This is a genomic window from Actinoplanes sp. NPDC049668, assembly GCF_044465445.1.
GTDB lineage: Bacteria > Actinomycetota > Actinomycetes > Mycobacteriales > Micromonosporaceae > Actinoplanes.
Genome location: NZ_JBITLR010000008.1, coordinates 378,471 through 394,871, shown reverse-complemented (window position 1 = coordinate 394,871; position 16,401 = coordinate 378,471). Strand labels below are relative to the sequence as shown.

At 73.3% G+C, this 16,401-nt stretch carries 11 protein-coding genes; 7 read left to right on the top strand and 4 right to left on the bottom strand.

Going from position 1 to position 16,401, the window contains the following annotated elements; translation table 11 throughout:
• Positions 1-4: 4 nt before the first annotated feature.
• Both ACIBSW_RS32785 and ACIBSW_RS32780 read right to left on the bottom strand, forming a co-directional pair.
• Positions 5-5,098: an SCO7613 C-terminal domain-containing membrane protein gene (locus ACIBSW_RS32785; RefSeq protein WP_354721012.1), complete on the bottom strand. Its 5,094-nt coding sequence runs from the start codon at positions 5,096-5,098 to the stop codon at positions 5-7.
• A gap of 128 nt (positions 5,099-5,226) precedes the next feature.
• Positions 5,227-6,666 carry a UDP-glucose/GDP-mannose dehydrogenase family protein gene (locus ACIBSW_RS32780; RefSeq protein WP_354721010.1) on the bottom strand — a complete coding sequence of 480 codons (1,440 nt, stop codon included), beginning with the start codon at positions 6,664-6,666 and terminating at the stop codon, positions 5,227-5,229.
• 175 nt (positions 6,667-6,841) lie between these two features.
• Between ACIBSW_RS32780 and ACIBSW_RS32775 the strand changes: the two genes are divergently transcribed.
• From ACIBSW_RS32775 to ACIBSW_RS32765, 3 genes are all read left to right on the top strand, one after another.
• Positions 6,842-7,996, top strand: a complete 1,155-nt coding sequence (locus ACIBSW_RS32775; protein WP_354721008.1) for an acyl-CoA dehydrogenase family protein — start codon at positions 6,842-6,844, stop codon at positions 7,994-7,996.
• Positions 7,997-8,290: 294 nt separating this feature from the next.
• Positions 8,291-8,653, top strand: coding sequence for a hypothetical protein (locus tag ACIBSW_RS32770; protein WP_354721006.1), 363 nt, complete (start codon positions 8,291-8,293; stop codon positions 8,651-8,653).
• Positions 8,654-8,882: 229 nt separating this feature from the next.
• Positions 8,883-9,320 carry a nucleotidyl transferase AbiEii/AbiGii toxin family protein gene (locus ACIBSW_RS32765; RefSeq protein WP_354721004.1) on the top strand — a complete coding sequence of 146 codons (438 nt, stop codon included), beginning with the start codon at positions 8,883-8,885 and terminating at the stop codon, positions 9,318-9,320.
• A 61-nt stretch (positions 9,321-9,381) separates the two neighbouring features.
• Here ACIBSW_RS32765 and ACIBSW_RS32760 read toward each other — a convergent pair whose 3' ends face one another.
• Positions 9,382-10,677 (bottom strand): hypothetical protein, encoded by a 1,296-nt coding sequence (locus ACIBSW_RS32760; protein ID WP_354721002.1) that lies wholly within the window; start codon positions 10,675-10,677, stop codon positions 9,382-9,384.
• A 59-nt stretch (positions 10,678-10,736) separates the two neighbouring features.
• Here ACIBSW_RS32760 and ACIBSW_RS32755 point away from each other — a divergent pair, with 59 nt between their 5' ends.
• Together ACIBSW_RS32755 and ACIBSW_RS32750 are read left to right on the top strand one after the other, a co-directional pair.
• Positions 10,737-11,252 carry an acyl-CoA thioesterase gene (locus ACIBSW_RS32755; RefSeq protein WP_354721000.1) on the top strand — a complete coding sequence of 172 codons (516 nt, stop codon included), beginning with the start codon at positions 10,737-10,739 and terminating at the stop codon, positions 11,250-11,252.
• Between the two features lie 16 nt (positions 11,253-11,268).
• Positions 11,269-13,212, top strand: coding sequence for an acetoacetate--CoA ligase (locus tag ACIBSW_RS32750; protein WP_354720999.1), 1,944 nt, complete (start codon positions 11,269-11,271; stop codon positions 13,210-13,212).
• On the opposite strand, the gene ACIBSW_RS32745 is transcribed toward ACIBSW_RS32750, so the two are convergent.
• Positions 13,183-13,911, bottom strand: a complete 729-nt coding sequence (locus ACIBSW_RS32745; protein WP_354720997.1) for a TIGR03089 family protein — start codon at positions 13,909-13,911, stop codon at positions 13,183-13,185. The two genes, ACIBSW_RS32750 and ACIBSW_RS32745, sit on opposite strands and share 30 nt — an antisense overlap.
• Before the next feature lie 172 nt (positions 13,912-14,083).
• Between ACIBSW_RS32745 and ACIBSW_RS32740 the strand changes: the two genes are divergently transcribed.
• Both ACIBSW_RS32740 and ACIBSW_RS32735 read left to right on the top strand, forming a co-directional pair.
• Positions 14,084-15,229 (top strand): glycosyltransferase family 1 protein, encoded by a 1,146-nt coding sequence (locus tag ACIBSW_RS32740; protein WP_354720995.1) that lies wholly within the window; start codon positions 14,084-14,086, stop codon positions 15,227-15,229.
• Positions 15,230-15,275: 46 nt separating this feature from the next.
• Complete coding sequence (locus tag ACIBSW_RS32735; RefSeq protein WP_354720993.1) at positions 15,276-16,394, top strand: mannose-1-phosphate guanylyltransferase; 1,119 nt, start codon at positions 15,276-15,278, stop codon at positions 16,392-16,394.
• Positions 16,395-16,401 lie beyond the last annotated feature (7 nt).

Below are 16,401 nucleotides of genomic sequence, written 5' to 3'. Positions count from 1 at the left end.
TTGGCTAGCGCATGCTGACCAGGGCGCCGCGGACGCGCTCCTGGGTGCGGCGGCGGTTCTCGTTGGTGGCGCCCAGGAAGAGCAGGATCACGCCGACCGGGACCAGGATCAGCCAGGGGCCGACCAGGGTCGCTGCGAAGTGGATTGTCGCGATTGCCGTGGCGACTGCGCCGACCACTACCGGGGCCTGCTGGCGCTGGCGGGAGCCGATGATCAGGGTGGCCACCGCGCCGAGCAGCAGGAGCAGTTCGCGCAGGTCGCCGGCGTCCGTGGCGATCACGATTCCGATCGTCGGCACGAACGCCGCCAGCAGCGCCGGCCCGTACGCCGCCCAGCTGCTCAGGTCCGGGCGCTGGCGGGACTCCAGGATGCCGACGAGCAGGGCGAGGGCCGCGAAGGGCAGCGTGTACGCCTCCGGCAGGGCCACCTCGGCGATCGCGATGAACAGCCAGATGCCGATGATCTCGAAGCCGACGGAGAGCCAGAACAGGTTGCGACGCTGGTTCGGGGTGCGGCCCGGGCGGATCGCGGCGAGGCCGAGCACCGCGCCCCACGCGGCCAGCAGCGCCGCGAGGTGAGCCGGGGAGTTGTAGGCGAGCGCGCCGGCGAGCAGGGCCGACGCGTAGCCGCTCCACTCGACGGTGGTGGCCTCGCGGCGGTACTCGGGCAGGCCGAGCCGCGGCAGGGCGGCCTCGAGCACCAGTAGCACCGCGCCGACCGCCAGCACCCCGAACGCGGCCCACTCCGGGGCCAGCCCGGCGACCAGCGCGACCGTCAGCACGAAGAACTGGCCCATCACCGCGGCGAAGAGCCAGCCGAGGATGCGGGCGTGCTGGCTGCGGCCGACCAGCGCACCCACCAGGCCGACGCCGATCGCCGAGCCCAGCGTGAAGAGGGTGAGCTGCTGGGTGGCGAGGCTGCCGGCCAGCCCGGCGCCGCCCGCGAGCAGGCCGATCACGAAGACGATGTTGCGGGTCGTGCGCAGCAGGGTGGCCCGGGTGGCGACCGGCGGCGGGGTCAGCGCCAGCCCCAGCATCGAGATGGTGAAGACCACCAGCGCCGTGGAGGTCGAGGCCGGCCACTGCGCGTTCAGGGCGATCGGCGCGATCAGCAGGGTGACCGCGAGGCCGGGCAGGATCACCGGTACGGCCTCGGCGGGCTTGGCGCCGAAGCCGAGGGCGGCGAGCGCCGCGGCGATGGTCAGCAGCACCGCGGCGAGCACGCTGGTGCCGTCGACGCTGCCGGGGTCGGGGTTGGCCAGCGCGGCGACCGGACCCTCCCAGATCGCGCCGAGCTGCGCCAGCGGGTCGAAGAGGGCGGCACGCAGCGCCGGCGCGATGGAGATGAGCGCCAGGACTGTCGGCAGGGCTGCGACGAGCACCGCGCCGGTCGCCGGGTCGACCAGCCAGCGGCCGCGCAGCCCGCTCGGCCGCATCTCGGTCCAGCGGGGGCGCACGTAGCCGCGCTCGCTGCGGCGGCGGTTCGGCGCGACGGTGAGCCCCGGCGCCGGGATGGAGCCGCGCAGCAGCTCCGCGAGGACGCCGAGCAGGGCCGCGGTCGCCGCGTACAGGGCGGTGGGGTAGTCGCTCGGCACCGAGGCAAGCGCCGTGATCGTGGCGCCGCCGACCAGCCCGATCGTGGCCCAGGGCAGGTACTGCGGCACCCAGCGGGCCACGAGCGCCAGCAGGGCCAGCATGAGGCTGGAGCCGGCGAGCGCCGCGGTGAGCACCACCTGCGCCGAGTTGCCCTGGTCGGCCGCGATGGCGGCGAGCACGCCGGGGGCCGCGAGCAGCGCGCCCGCGGTGGCGGCGCCGCCGATCTGGGCCCGGTGCCGGGGCATGCCGGTGTCGTCGAGGGCGAGGTTGACCACCTCGTCGCGGTTCGCGGTCTCGGCCCACTCGCTGCGCGCCCCCGGCGACAGGTCGGCCCGCGACATCCAGGCCACCAGGACGCCGGCGAACATGATCAGGCCGAGCGCGATCGCCGTCGACCAGGGCCGGACCAGGCCCGCGCCGACGGCGTGCAGCGCGACGACCGCGGCGACCCCGGCCCGGGTGAGCGCGGCGCGCGGGTCGGTCGCGGCGACCGCGGCGATCCCGTACCCGAGGGTGACCGCGCCGCCGATCAGCAGCGGCGACCACCAGGGCAGGCCGAACGCGGCCGGCGCGCCGATCGTGGCCAGGGCGGCGCAGACCGCCTCGACGTCGTAACGGGTCGGGCGCGGCAGCGCGACGGCGGCCGCCAGCGCGATGATCACCAGCGCGACCGGAGCCTGCCAGGCGCCGTCCGGCGGGGTGGTGGAGTACGCGGTGACGTCGGAGGCCCAGATCGGGCCCGGCGCCGCGATGATGCGCAGCCCGCCGCCGATCGCCTGCCAGCCGGCGATCACCAGGACGACCAGGCCCGCGGCGCCCAGGCCGCGCACCGGCCCGCGGCTCCACTCCTCGGGCAGCGCGCGGACGCCGAACGCCACGATCAGCACGACGATCGCGGCGACCGCGAGCGGCGAGTCGGGGAAGGCCAGCGCGGCGACCCGGGCCAGCGCCCCGCAGACGGCGACGGTGGCCGCGGCGGCGGCGATGTCGGGGCCGTCCACCATCCGGTCGGCGCGCCGGCCGGAGTCGATCGACTTGGCGAAGAACAGCAGGCCCGCGGCGGCCAGCAGCAGCGCGCCGACCCAGACGTCGGGCGCGGTGGCGCCGGGCGCGAACAGCGCGGCGATCGCCATCGCGGCGGCGCCGCCGGCGGCACCGCCGGTCATCGGCAGGCTGATCTCGCGGCGGGCCACCTGGAACACCGCGGCGTAGGTGAGCGTGCCCGCCACGGCCAGGAAGCCCAGCGCCAGCGCGGGTACGGTCACCGCCTCGGTGGGCGGCGGGCCGCCGCCGGGGTCCTTGGTCGCCAGCACGGCGGTCACCACGGCACCCGGTATCGCCAGCGCGGCCGCGCCGGCGGCCCAGTCGCCGACCAGCCAGGCGTACAGGCGTACCGGAATCTGGCGGGCCGCGACCGCGACCATCACGCCCGCGCCGGCGATCGCGGTCAGCACCGCGGCGGTGAGCCACGACGCGCTCAGCGCGGCGCCCGCGCCGAAGAGGCCGACCACCCCGGCGGCCGCGATGTGCGCGATGGCGATCCGGCGGGTCGGCGCGAGCAGGCCTGTGCCGCCGAGGCCGATCGCGGCGAGCACCAGCGGCCAGGGCGCCTCCGACCAGGGCATGCCCAGCGACGCCGGCACGGCGAGGGCGGTCAGCGCGACGCCGGTGACGGCGCCCTCGTGCCGGTACTCGGCGGGCAGGGCGAGCGCGGCGGCGACGGTCAGCAGCAGGGCGCTCAGGGCCAGCAGCCAGCCGGACTGGCCCGCGGCCTCCGCGATGCGCCCGGCATAGGCCGCGGTGTCGGCGTTCCAGACCGGCCGGGCGGCCTCCACCGGTGCGATCGCCGCGCGCAGGACGTCGACCGCGACGAAGAGGCCGATCAGCGTGAGCGCGCCGGCCGAGGCGTACTGCGGTCCGCGGCGGACCTCCTCGGGCACCGTGCGGACCACGGCGCCGGTGACCGCGACCGCCGCGGCGGCCGCGGCCAGGGTCCAGGCCGGCGACGCGACGGTGGCGATCCGGGCGACGGCGGCGATCACGGCCAGCGCCAGCACGCCGCCCGCGATGTTGCGGGCGAGGATCCGCTGCACCAGGCGGGCGGCGGCCGAGATGGTCAGCGCCGCCAGCACCAGGATCAGGCCGGAGCGCACCGCGTCCGGCAGGGCGTCCGCGGTGAGCAGGGCGGCGCCCGCGTAGACGAGCGCGCCCGCGGCGGCGACGCAGAGCAGGCCGAACGTCAGGCCGCGCAGCAGGCCCGCCGACGGCGGCGTGGCGGGCGGGGCGAGCGGCACGGAGCCGGCGGCCGCGGCCCCGGCGGGCCGGGGCCCGGGGAAGATCCTGGTCGGCAGCCACCGCCAGCGGCGGCGGCCGCTCAGCCCGTCGATGATCAGGTCGGGCTCTTCCGGCAGCGACTCGGGCCGCGGCGGCGCGTCCTCGTAGGCGGCCGGGTCGGCCGGGTCGGCGTCCCGGGCGGCGTAGTCCGCCGCGCCGGCGCGCCGCGCGTCGGCCGCGGCGAGGGTCTCGCGGTCGGCCGGGACGGGCCGGCCGAACGGCCAGCGCGGCACCAGCCGGCCGTGGCGGATCACCGTGGTGAGCAGCAGCAGGTCGATCAGCGCGACCGCGGTCAGCGCCAGCGCCCAGCCGGCCGCGCTCTCAATCGCCGGGTACGCCAGCAGCGGCGCGACCGGCTGCACGGCGACCACGGTGGCGTAGCGGGGCGCGGCGAGCCGGGTGACGCCCGCGTAGAGGAACGACACCACGGCGGTGATCAGCAGCGTCACGCCGAGGAACACCGTCGCCGGTATCGCGGCGCCGCCGAACAGGCTGCCGCCGCGCAGCGCGAACAGGGTCATCGGCAGCAGCACGAGGCCGACCGCGGCCAGCGTCTCCGCGGTCGAGGTCAGCCCGCGGCGCGAGATCGCGGGCGCGAGCCCGAGCGCGGCCGCGGTCGCGATGGCGAGGATGAACACCCGGCCGAACGTGTTGCTGGTGGCGCCGGCGAAGACGATGGCGGCGACGCCGAGCACGAGGGCGCTGAGGCCGAGCAGGATGTTCTGCACCGACTGTGAGGAGGTCTCGGGCCCGTGCGCCACATGAAGGTCCGGCTCGGGCGCGAGCGGCGCGACCCGGGGGCGGCGGCGCGGCGGCGGCGGCGGTGGCAGGGCCGGGCGCTCGGTCGGCGGTGGGTCGTCGACCAGCGTGGTCACGCCGTCGGTCGCCTCGCCGGGCGGGCCGGTGCGCGGGGTGCCCGGCTCGGACCAGCCCGGCGCGCCCGTCGCACCCGTCGCCTCGCCGGGCCGGCGGCGGACCTTGCGGGCGGTCTTGGCGGCCCGCTTCTTCTGCTGGTTGGCGTGGGCCAGGATGTCGCGCTGGAACTGCGCCGCCTGGATCTTGCCGGCGATCTGGGTCCGTTCCTTGGCCGCGGCCATGTCCCGGATCTTCAGGTCCGCGATCGACGCGTCGATGCGAGCGAGCTCCTCGTCGTAGCCGTCCTGCGCCACGGCACCTCCTCGACCCGTCACATGCGAAGCAACCGACACCTCATTAGAACAGTCTCAGGCAGGTCGAGATCAATGGAAACGGCCGCGAACCCGACAGGTTCGCGGCCGGAGGCCGTGTCAATACGCCGTCAGAGTGCCGGTGCCGGCCGCCCCATGCCGCGGTACTGCCAGCCGGCCCGCGCCCAGAGCACGGAGTCGAGACAGTTCCGGCCGTCGATGACGCGCCGCTCGGCGACCAGCTCGCCGAGCACCTGCGGGTCGGCGTTGCGGAACTCGGCCCACTCGGTGAGCACGCAGACCAGCTCGGCGCCGGTGACCGCGTCGGACATCGAGCTCTCGTAGTGCAGGCCCGGCTGGGCGGCGCGGGCGTTCTCCATGCCCTGCGGGTCGTACACCCGGACGTCCGCGCCGGCCTTGGCGAGCCCGGCCGCGACGGCCAGCGACGGCGCGTCGCGTACGTCATCGGAGTTGGGCTTGAAGGCGGCGCCGAGCACCGCGATCCGGGTGCCGGAAAGGTCCGGCCCGGCCGGGCCGGAGCGGCGGCCGAGCAGCTCGGCGGCGAGCTGGAGGACCTTGCTGCGGCGGCGCAGGTTGATCAGGTCGACCTCGTGCAGGAAGCGCAGCGCCTCGCCGGCGCCGAGCTCCTGCGCGCGGGCCTGGAAGGCGCGGATGTCCTTGGGCAGGCAGCCGCCGCCGAAGCCGACGCCGGCCTGCAGGAAGCGGTTGCCGATCCGCGGGTCGTAGCCGATCGCCCGGGCCAGCTGGGTGACGTCGCCGCCGGCCACCTCGCACACCTCGGCCATGGCGTTGATGAAGCTGATCTTGGTGGCGAGGAACGCGTTCGCGGCGACCTTGACCAGCTCGGCGGTCGCGAAGTCGGTGACCACCAGCGGCACCTCGCGGTCCTCGGTGGCGGCCAGGTCGAAGACGCCCTTGTGCGCGGCGTACAGCATGCCGTTGGCCCAGTCGGACTTCACGCCGACCACGATCCGGTTGGGCCGCAGCACGTCCTCGACGGCGAAGCCCTCCTGCAGGAACTCCGGCGACCAGGCCACCTCGATGCCCAGCTCGGGGTCGGTGTGCTTGGCGACGAGCTGCTCGATCCACTCGGCGGTGCCGACCGGGACGGTCGACTTGCCGACGATCAGGGCGCGGCGGGTGAGGTGCCGGGCGAGCTTTGTGACGGACGTCTCAACGTACGAGAGATCGGCGCCCATCCCGTCCGCCCGCTGGGGCGTTCCGACGCAGATGAAGTGCACGTCGGCGAAGTCCGCGACCTCCTCGTACGAGGTGGTGAAGCGCAACCGGCCCGCGGCGAGGTTGGACCGCAGCAGGTCGTCGAGCCCGGCCTCGTGGAACGGCATCTGCCCGGCGGCCAGCTTGGCGATCTTCGCCTCGTCGACGTCGAACCCGAGCACCTCGTAGCCGAGCTCGGCGAAGCAGATGGCGTACGTCGCGCCGAGGTAACCCGTGCCGAGAAAGGCCAGGCGGGGCCGGGCGGCGCCGGACGGCGGCTCGACCTCGGGGAAGGCCGGCACGCTCTGATGGGTCGGGTACGGGATGGTCACGAGGAGAAACTCCACTCACAGGGGGCGCCGGAGGGGGTGCCTGCGCCGAAACGTGGCATTCACCTTCTCATGGCGGTGCACGCTCGATCCGTCCACCGTCCGCGGCGAAGGATAGTGCGCGTACCCTACGCGTCGGTAACATGGGACGGGGAGCCGTAGAGGAAGGGCCACAGCCATGTCTGATTTCGACGTTTACCAGCTGCCGGAGGACCACGAGACCATCCGTGCGGCCGTACGCGAGGTCTGCGACGCGCGCGTGGCGCCGAACGCGGCCGAGGCGGACGAGAACGCCGAGTTCCCGAAGGCGTCCTACGACGCCCTGCGCTCCTCCGACTTCCACGCGCCGCACATCCCCGCCGAGTACGGCGGCGCCGGCGCGGACGCGCTGGCCACCGCCATCGTGATCGAGGAGGTCGCCCGCGCCTGCGCCAGCTCGTCGCTGATCCCGGCGGTCAACAAGCTCGGCACGATGCCGCTGCTCCTGTCCGGCTCCCCGGAGATCAAGGAGCGCTACCTCACGCCGGTCGCGGCGGGCGACGCGATGTTCTCGTACTGCCTGTCGGAGCCGGAAGCCGGCAGCGACGCGGGCTCGATGACCACCCGCGCGGTCCGCGAGGGCGACTACTGGGTGCTCAACGGCGTCAAGCGCTGGATCACCAACGCCGGCGTCTCGGAGTACTACACGGTCTTCGCCGTCACCGACCCGGGCGCCCGCTCGCGCGGCATCTCGGCGTTCGTCGTCGAGAAGTCCGACGGCGGCGTCAGCTTCGGCGCGCCGGAGAAGAAGCTGGGCATCAAGGGCAGCCCGACCTGCGAGGTCTACTTCGACAACGTCCGCATCCCGCTGGACCGGATGATCGGAGCCGAGGGCACCGGCTTCGCCACCGCCATGAAGACCCTGGACCACACCCGCGTGACGATCGCGGCGCAGGCGCTGGGCATCGCGCAGGGCGCGCTCGACTTCGCCAAGGGCTACGTCAAGGAGCGCACGCAGTTCGGCAAGCCGGTCGCGGACTTCCAGGGCGTGCAGTTCATGCTCGCCGACATGGGCATGAAGCTCGAGGCCGCCCGGCAGCTGACCTACGTGGCGGCGGGCAAGAGCGAGCGCGGCGACGCGGACCTGACCTACTTCGGCGCGGCCGCGAAGTGCTTCGCCTCGGACGCCGCCATGGAGATCACCACGGACGCGGTCCAGCTGCTCGGCGGCTACGGCTACACCCGCGACTACCCGGTCGAGCGAATGATGCGCGACGCCAAGATCACCCAGATCTACGAGGGCACCAACCAGGTCCAGCGAATCGTCATGGCACGTCAGCTCCTCAAGGGCTGAGCCGGAGGCGTATTGGCAGGTCAGAGCGGTGCTGATCCCCAGGTGGTCAGCACCGCTCGGGGTGTCACGTCGACGGCGCGTAAGTAGCTGACGCGGTGGCTAGTCTGCGCGAAGCGACGACCAGCGAGGTCTTCATCTCTGGCTGGACGGACCGCGCTCCTGCGGCTGTGGGTCAGTCCGGTCCTCCCTCCGCAGGTGCGACTTGCCTGGGAGGCGCAGCATCCGGCGCCGGCGATAGACTCTGGGTCGGATCCTGACCGTTTGCCGGGCACGCGGATGAAGGGTAGCGGGGTTGTGGGCGAGCTGACCGAGCCTGGGCGAGGCGCGCCGCGCGGGTCGCGGTATGCGGATCAGCGGCCGTATGTCGTCAGCGAGCGGCTTGATGATCTGCATGGGCCGGTCACCGGCCAGGTTGTGCTCAGCCAGCGACTCGATTGGTCCGGGCGTGCACGATATGACCTCGAGAATCCGCGCCGGCTAGCCAGCATGTATGAGACCGTCCTGCGTGAAGCGACGACCAGCGAGGATCTGCATCTCTGGCTGGACGGACCGACGCTGCTGCGGCTGTGGGCTGGGTTGGTCCTTCCTCCGCAGGTGCGACTTGCCTGGGAGGCGCAGCATCCGGTGCTTGCCGAAGCCCGCCGAGCAGCCGCGTAGTGCCTCACGAGGCGGAGCCCCTGCACCGTCTTATCGCCGAGATCGGTCTGCGCGCGGGTGGTCCGTTCGGTTTCGCGTTGGCCGGCGGGCACGCCGTCGCGGCGCACGGCATCATCGACAGACCGAGTGAAGACGTCGACCTCTTCGCTGACTGGCAGCGTCGCGCTGACTTCCTACCGCCGTTGACGCGGTCATCGCCGCCTACGAAGGCGAAGGATTCGACGTCATCATGGTCGACCTCCGTTTGGAGACCTTCGTCCGGCTGCACCTCAGTCAAGCCGCCGCCCCGGATCAACAGCACCGGGTTGAACTCGTTGCAAACTGGCGCGCCCAACCACCCGTTGAGATGCAAATCGGTCCGGTCCTGCATCCCGACGATGTGATGGCGGGCAAGATGGACGCCCTTTACAACCGCGCTGCGGCGCGGGACTTCATCGACCTCGATGCCGCCATAACCCGCGGCCGCTATACCTCGGAACAGCTCTGCGCACTGGCCTCGAATGCTGACGCCGGCTTCGACAGGCAGTTCTTCGCACAGATGCTCGGCATGATCGGTCGCTTCGACGATCAGGACCTCCTCGACTACGGACTCGAACCCGCTCAGATTGCGACGATGCGTGAGCGTTTCCGACTCTGGCAGGGCGAGCTTCAGCCGCCATCAGGCTGAGGCGGTTGATCCAACGGCGATGCTGCGGCGCTGCCAGGGTCCGTGGTGCGTGCCTGGACGGTCAGGGCTTGTCTGGGGTGGGTAGGGGTGTTGGGCGGGTGTCGTCGGCGGCCTCGTCGGCGGGGCGTTCGAGGTTGGTCACGGTCATCGCGCGGCGGTCCTGAGTGGGGCCGGTCGGGTCCGGCGCCGGCACACCCAGCTGGGTCGTCGGGTCCGCGCCGGGATCGGGCCGTTCGGTGCCGGCGATCGACATCGGCTTGGTGGTCTCCTCGGTCTTCTCACCGGGCGGGCTCACGACGGTGGCCTCGCCCGGCGCCGGCAGCGTCAGCAGCTCGGTGCGGTCCTCGGGCGGAGCGACGGTGCCGGCCCGGATCACCTGCGTCCGCTCGCCGGCATCGGCGCTGTCCGCGTGCGGCGCGGGCACCCGCAGCACCTGCGTCGAGTCGCCGTCCGCGGCGGCGGGCGCCCGCAGCACCTGCGTCTGCTCCCCGGAATCGGCGCCGGCCGGAACCGGAACCACCAGCCGGGTGGTCGCCTCGCCGTCCGGCTCGGCCGCCGCGCCCGCGACGTCGTGCGTGACGTCGTCCGAGCCGGCCTCGGCGACGACCTCGGTCGGCTCGTCGGCCTCGGCGACAATCTCGGTCGGCTCGTCGCCGGTCCGGAGCAGTGTGGTCGTCTCCTCCGACGGCGGGGCGCCGAGCCGCATGACCGTGGTCTTCTCCTCGTCGTCGTCCACCGCGACGGGCCGGGCCGGCGACAGCAGGGTCGTCGGCTCGGCGGGCACGACGACCTGAGTGGCGTCCGCCGGCGGTGCCCAGGACCGCGGCGGTGGTGGCATCCGGGGCGCCTGGCGCTGCTGGGGGATCACCGACGTCGCTTCCGCGGCCATCGGGGTCCCCGCCACCCGGGCCGCGCCGCGCGCGCCGCCGATCGTGCCGATCAGCAGGATCTGCGGCGGCTCGTATGCCCGCCACCGCCGCGCGCTCAGCGCCGTGCACAGCAGCGGCACGGCCAGCAGCACCGCCAGCCCGTACCCGGGCGTGCTGACGTCGAAGCCCTCCTTGGCCACGTTCGCCGGCCAGACGGCCGCGTAGGAGTCGGGCGCTATCCGGGCCCAGGCGCCGACGGTCGCGAAGACGAGGCCCGCCAGCGCCGGGCCGGCGGGGGAGATCGGGGCGAAGAGCAGGATCGCGTACGCCGCGCCCGCGAGCAGGAGCAGCAGCACGCCGGAGAGCGACTCGATGCCGCCGTTGTCGCGCGCCCGGCCCGTCAGGTCTTGGTCGAAGCCGACGCCGCACAAGATCCAGATCGCGGGGGCGAGCACGAGGGCATAAATGATCGACCGTAGATGGCGCACGCCCGGCACCGTACCCGCCTGCGGCAATGCTCAGAAAGGGCCGCCGTAACGTAGCGGCCATGAGTGACCATCCCGTGGGACGGCTGACCTCGCACTCGCGGGTCACCCTCAGCCGAATAATGATCGCCACCGACGTGAATCTGTACGGCACGGTGCACGGCGGAGTCCTGATGAAGTTCGTCGACGACGTCGCCGGCGCGGCCGCGGCTCGGCACAGCGGCGGCACCGCGGTCACCGCCGCGATCGACGAGATCCTGTTCATGGAGCCGGTGCGGGTCGGCGACCTCGTGCACGCGTACGCGCAGGTGAACTGGACCGGAAGCACGTCGATGGAGGTCGGCGTCAAGCTGACCGCCGAGCGCTGGGACACCGCCGGCGGCGAGCCGCTCAAGGTGGCCACCGCGTACCTGGTCTTCGTCGGGGTGGACGTCTCCGGGCATCCGCGGGCGATCCCGCCCGTGTTGCCCGAGTCGCCGGTCGACGAGCGCCGGTTCCGTGAGGCGATCATCCGGCGGGAGCACCGGCTGGCCCGCCGCAAGGCGATTCAGGACGCTCGGTCTACCCCGGTTGAGTAGACGTTAGGGTGGCGGCATGACGACGGGCACGGTGCTGTGGACCCCGCCGGCGGACGTTCTCGAGACGTCCCGGATGGGGCGGTTCATGACCTGGCTACGGACCGAGCGCGGCGTGGACGCGGCGGACTACGCGCAGCTGTGGCAGTGGTCGGTGACCGACCTCGAGGGCTTCTGGCGGGCGGTCTGGGACTACTTCGACGTCATCGCGCACGCCGAGCCGTCGGCGACGCTGCCCGATGCCGCGATGCCGGGCGCGCGGTGGTTCCCCGGCGCCACGCTCAACTACGCCGAGCACGTGCTGCGGATGCCGGGGCTCGGCGACGACGATCCGGTCGTCATCGCGTACTCGCAGACCCGCGAGCCGGTCACGCTCACCGCGCGGGAGCTTCGTGACCAGGTCCGGCGGGTCGCCGCCGGCCTGCGCCGGCTCGGCGTCGGGCCCGGCGACCGGGTCGCGGCCTATGCGCCCAACATCCCCGAGACGTACGTGCTCATGCTGGCGACCGCCGCCCTCGGCGCGGTGTTCTCGTCGTGTGCGCCGGAGTTCGGCTCGCGCAGCGTCATCGACCGCTGGACCCAGATCGAGCCGAAGGTCCTGGTCGCGGTCGACGGCTACCGCTACGGCGACAAGGCGGTCGACCGCCGCGAGGAGGTCGCCGCGATCCGGGCGGCCCTGCCCAGCGTCGAGCACCTGATCACGATCGGCTACCTGAACGGCGGCGGTGACTGGGACGGCCTGGACGGCGACGAGCCGCTGGCCTTCGCGCCGGTCCCGTTCGACCACCCGCTCTACGTGCTCTACTCGTCCGGCACGACCGGGCTGCCGAAGCCGATCGTGCACGGGCACGGCGGCATCCTGCTCGAGCACCTGAAGATGCTGGCGCTGCACCACGACCTCGGCCCGGGGGACCGGTTCTTCTGGTTCACCACCACCGGCTGGATGATGTGGAACTTCCTGGCCTCCGGCCCGGCGGTCGGCGCGGCGATCGTGCTCTTCGACGGCCACCCCGGTCACCCGGGCCTGGACGCGACGTGGCGGCTCGCCGCGGACGCGGGGGTCACCTACTTCGGCACGTCGGCGCCGTTCCTGATGGCCTGCCGCAAGGCCGGGGTCGTCCCGCCGGCAGGAGCGATCCGCGCGGTCGGCTCGACCGGCGCGCCGCTGCCGCCCGAGGGCTTCCGCTGGGTCTACGAGGTGCTCGGCGACACCCCGCAGCTGCAGTCGCTGTCCGGCGGCACCGATGTCTGCACCGGCTTCGTCGGCGGTACGCCGCTGCTGCCGGTGGTCGAGGGCGTCATCTCGTGTCGGGCGCTCGGCTCGCGGGTCGAGGCGTACGACCCCGAGGGCAAGCCCGTCATCGGCGAGCTCGGCGAGCTGGTCATCACCGCGCCGATGCCGAGCATGCCGGTCGGCTTCTGGAACGACACGGACGGCCGGCGCTACTTCGAGGCCTACTTCGACGTGTACCCGGGCGTGTGGCGGCACGGCGACTGGATCACCATCGGCGAGGACGGCAGCTGCGTCATCACCGGCCGCTCCGACGCCACCCTGAACCGGGGCGGCGTGCGGCTGGGCACCGCCGAGTTCTACTCGGTGGTCGAGGGCGTCGCCGGCGTCGCCGACTCCGTCGTGGTGCACCTCGACGCCGACGGCCAGGACGAGCTGCTGCTCTTCGTGGTCCTGGCCGAGGGCGCCGAGCTCGACGACGAGCTGCGCGGCCGGATCCGGGCGGAGCTGCGTGCCGCGCTCTCGCCGCGGCACGTCCCCGACGAGATCCATCAGGTACGCGCGGTGCCGCGCACGCTGTCGGCCAAGAAGCTGGAGGTACCGGTGAAGCGGATTCTCACCGGCACGCCGGCGGACCGGGCCGCGGCGCGGGGCGCTCTGGCCAATCCCGAGTCCTTGACCGCGTTCGAGGAGCTCGCCGCGTCACGTGAGGCGGTGCGTGACCCGCTCTGACTCGCTGCGACTCTCCACCTTGGCCGGATCGAGGTTGGCGCACAGCACGATGCTCGCGCCGGCGAGCAGCGGCGCCAGCAGCCAGTCCGCCGGGTCCGGGTAGGCGCCGGCGTCGACCAGCACCCGGTCGCCGGGCTTGATGCCCAGCTCGGTGGCGCGCTCGGCGGCGGCCCGGCACACCGTGAGGTGGCTCTCCTCGTACGGGCCGGCCAGCGCCCGGTCGTTGGGGTCCACGGAGGCCGAGGCGACGAACCGGTCGCCGAAGCCGCGCACCTCGACCGTGTAGTCGAGGAAGCCCGCCGGCACCTCGCGCAGCGGGGCGGCGAGCGGCAGCAGGCCCGTCGCGTAGCGGTCGCCGGTGCCCCAGGCCGCCGCCGTGCCGGCCCGCTCCGGGTTGGTGAAGAGCGCCTCCACCGGCTGCGGGTCCGGGCCCAGGTCCGCGGCGAGGCCGGCCGCCCACGCGCCGAGCAGCACGGCCGCGGTCTGCCAGTGCGCCGGCAGCAGGACCGCCACCGCGTCGCCGGAGCCGAGGCCGACCCCGTCGACGAGCAGGTTGGCGGTCTTGGCGACCCAGTTGTCCATGGTCAACCCGGACAGCTCGGTCCGGTCGCCGCTGGCGTCGTCGTACCAGGTCAGCACGGGGGCGGTCGGGTCGCGGCGCACGGCGGCCGCGAGGGCCGCCGGAATCGTCTCAATCATCGCTGCCGACGATAGTCTGTTCACCGTACGTAACGAGATGATCTCGGGTCGGCGTGGCCGCGCGAAGCACGGGCAACGGCGCGATCTCTTCAGGTGTCGCGGTCGACACGGGACCCATCGAGCGGCGTACCCTTGCCAGTGGTCTGGCCCACTGCCCCCGAGGAGTTGCTACGTGACCGCCGGTCGTCCGCCACGAGTCCTCGTCGACGCCACTAGCGTCCCCGCCGACCGGGGTGGTGTCGGCAGATACGTCGACGGACTCCTGGGCGCCCTCGGCGCGATCGGGCCCGACCGCCTGGACCTCGCCGTGGTGGCGCAGCGTTCGGATGCGGAGCGTTACGCCCGGATGCTCACCTCCGCCGAGGTGATCGCCGGCCCGTCGGCGGTCGCGCACCGGCCGGCGCGCCTGGCCTGGGAGCAGACCGGCCTGCCGCTGCTGGCCCAGCAGGTCGGCGCCAAGGTGCTGCACTCGCCGTTCTACACGTGCCCGCTGCGGGCGGGATGCCCGGTCACGGTGACGGTGCACGACGCGACCTTCTTCACCGAGCCGGAGCATTACGACAACACGAAGCGCACATTCTTCCGCAGCGCGATCAAGACGTCGCTGCGCCGCGCCGCCCGGGTCATCGTGCCGAGCAAGGCGACCCGCGACGAGCTGATCCGGCTGCTCGACGCGGACCCCACACACATCGACGTGGCCTACCACGGCGTCGACCAGACGGCGTTCCACGCGCCGACCGAGGAGGAGAAGGCCCGGGTCCGGGCCCGGCTCGGCCTCACCGACGCGGGCTACGTCGCGTTCCTCGGCGCCAAGGAGCCCCGCAAGAACGTCCCGAACCTGATCCGCGGCTGGGCCCGCGCGGTGGTCGACTGGCCGCACCCGCCGGCGCTCGTCATCGCCGGCGGCCAGGGCCACGACGACGACATCGACCGGGCGGTGGCCGAGGTGCCGTCGCACCTGCGCCTGCTGCGCCCCGGTTATCTGCGCTACGCGGACCTGCCCGGCTTCCTCGGCGGCGCGCTGGTGGCCTGCTACCCGTCCTTCGGCGAGGGTTTCGGCCTGCCGATCCTCGAGGCGATGGCATGCGCCACGCCGGTACTGACCACGCCGCGGCTGTCGCTTCCGGAGGTCGGCGGCGACGCGGTCGCATACACCACCGAGGACCCGGACCGCATCGCCGAGGACCTCGCCGACCTGCTGCACGACGAGCCGCGCCGGCTCACGCTGGCCAAGGCGGGCTTCGACCGCGCCAAGGAATTCAGCTGGACGACCAGCGCCGAAATGCACGTCGCGACCTGGAACAGGGTGGCACCGTGAGGGGTTCGACTCCCGAGCCCGTCATTGATCGTTACACTGCGTGCGCATGAGTGAGAACCCGGGAACCCTGTACGCCGTAATTCCCGCAGGTGGCAGTGGTACCCGTCTATGGCCGCTTTCCCGGGCCGGTCACCCGAAGTTCCTTCATCCGTTGACCGGCACCGAGGCGTCGCTGCTGCAGGCGACCGTCACCCGGCTCGGCCCGCTGACCGAGCCGAGCCACGTCCTGATCGTCACCGGGGTCGCGCACGCGGCCGCGGTGGCCCGCCAGCTGACCGAGCTGCCGGAGGAGAACATCGTCGTCGAGCCGTCGCCGCGCGACTCCTGCGCGGCGATCGCCCTGGCCGCCGCGGTGATCGCCCGGCGCGACCCCGAGGCGATCATGGGCGCGTTCGCGGCCGACCACCTGATCTCCGATAACGACCGCTTCCTCGGCGTGATCCGGCGTGCGATGGTCGGCGCCCGGCAGGGCCTGCTGATGACGCTGGGCATCACCCCGACCCGCCCGGAGACCGGCTACGGCTACCTGCAGTGCGGCGGCCCGGTCCTCGACGCGGACGGCGTGCTCGCGGTCGAGGAGTTCAAGGAGAAGCCCACCTACGACGTGGCGGAGAGCTACGTGAAGTCGGGCAACTACCTGTGGAACGCGGGCATGTTCGTCTGGCGGGTCGACGTCTTCCTGGCGGAGCTGGCGCGCCAGCAGCCGCAGCTGCACGCCGGCATCGCCCGGATCGCGCAGGCCTGGGACACACCGTCCCGCGAGGAGGTGCTCGGCGAGGTCTGGCAGACCCTGCCCCGCATCTCGGTCGACTACGCGGTGATGGAGGGCGCGTCCGCGGTCGGCCGGGTCGGCACGGTTCCCGGCGACTTCGGCTGGAACGACGTCGGCGACTTCCACACCCTCGGCGAGGTGCTGGCCGCGGACGGCGCCGGCAACGTGGTGGTCGGCCACGACGTGTCGGCCCGCCCGGACGTGCTGCTCCGCGAGGCGGAGAACCTCGTCGTGGTCCCGAACTCCGGCCGCCTGGTCGCCGCGCTCGGGGTCCGCGACCTGATCATCGTGGACACCCCGGACGCGGTCCTGGTGTGCCCGCGCGACCGGGCCCAGGAGGTCAAGTCCCTGGTGGACGAGCTCAAGGAGAAGGGCGACCTGCACTACATCTGACGGGCCG

What these genes read in the sequence shown, in the direction of transcription:
- ACIBSW_RS32775 (WP_354721008.1), top strand. Translation starts at nt 6,842, where the DNA reads ATGTCTGATTTCGACGTTTACCAGCTGCCGGAGGACCACGAGACCATC.
- ACIBSW_RS32765 (WP_354721004.1), top strand. Translation starts at nt 8,883, where the DNA reads ATGGTCGACCTCCGTTTGGAGACCTTCGTCCGGCTGCACCTCAGTCAA.
- ACIBSW_RS32755 (WP_354721000.1), top strand. Translation starts at nt 10,737, where the DNA reads ATGAGTGACCATCCCGTGGGACGGCTGACCTCGCACTCGCGGGTCACC.
- ACIBSW_RS32745 (WP_354720997.1), bottom strand. Translation starts at nt 13,911, where the DNA reads ATGATTGAGACGATTCCGGCGGCCCTCGCGGCCGCCGTGCGCCGCGAC.
- ACIBSW_RS32750 (WP_354720999.1), top strand. Translation starts at nt 11,269, where the DNA reads ATGACGACGGGCACGGTGCTGTGGACCCCGCCGGCGGACGTTCTCGAG.
- ACIBSW_RS32735 (WP_354720993.1), top strand. Translation starts at nt 15,276, where the DNA reads ATGAGTGAGAACCCGGGAACCCTGTACGCCGTAATTCCCGCAGGTGGC.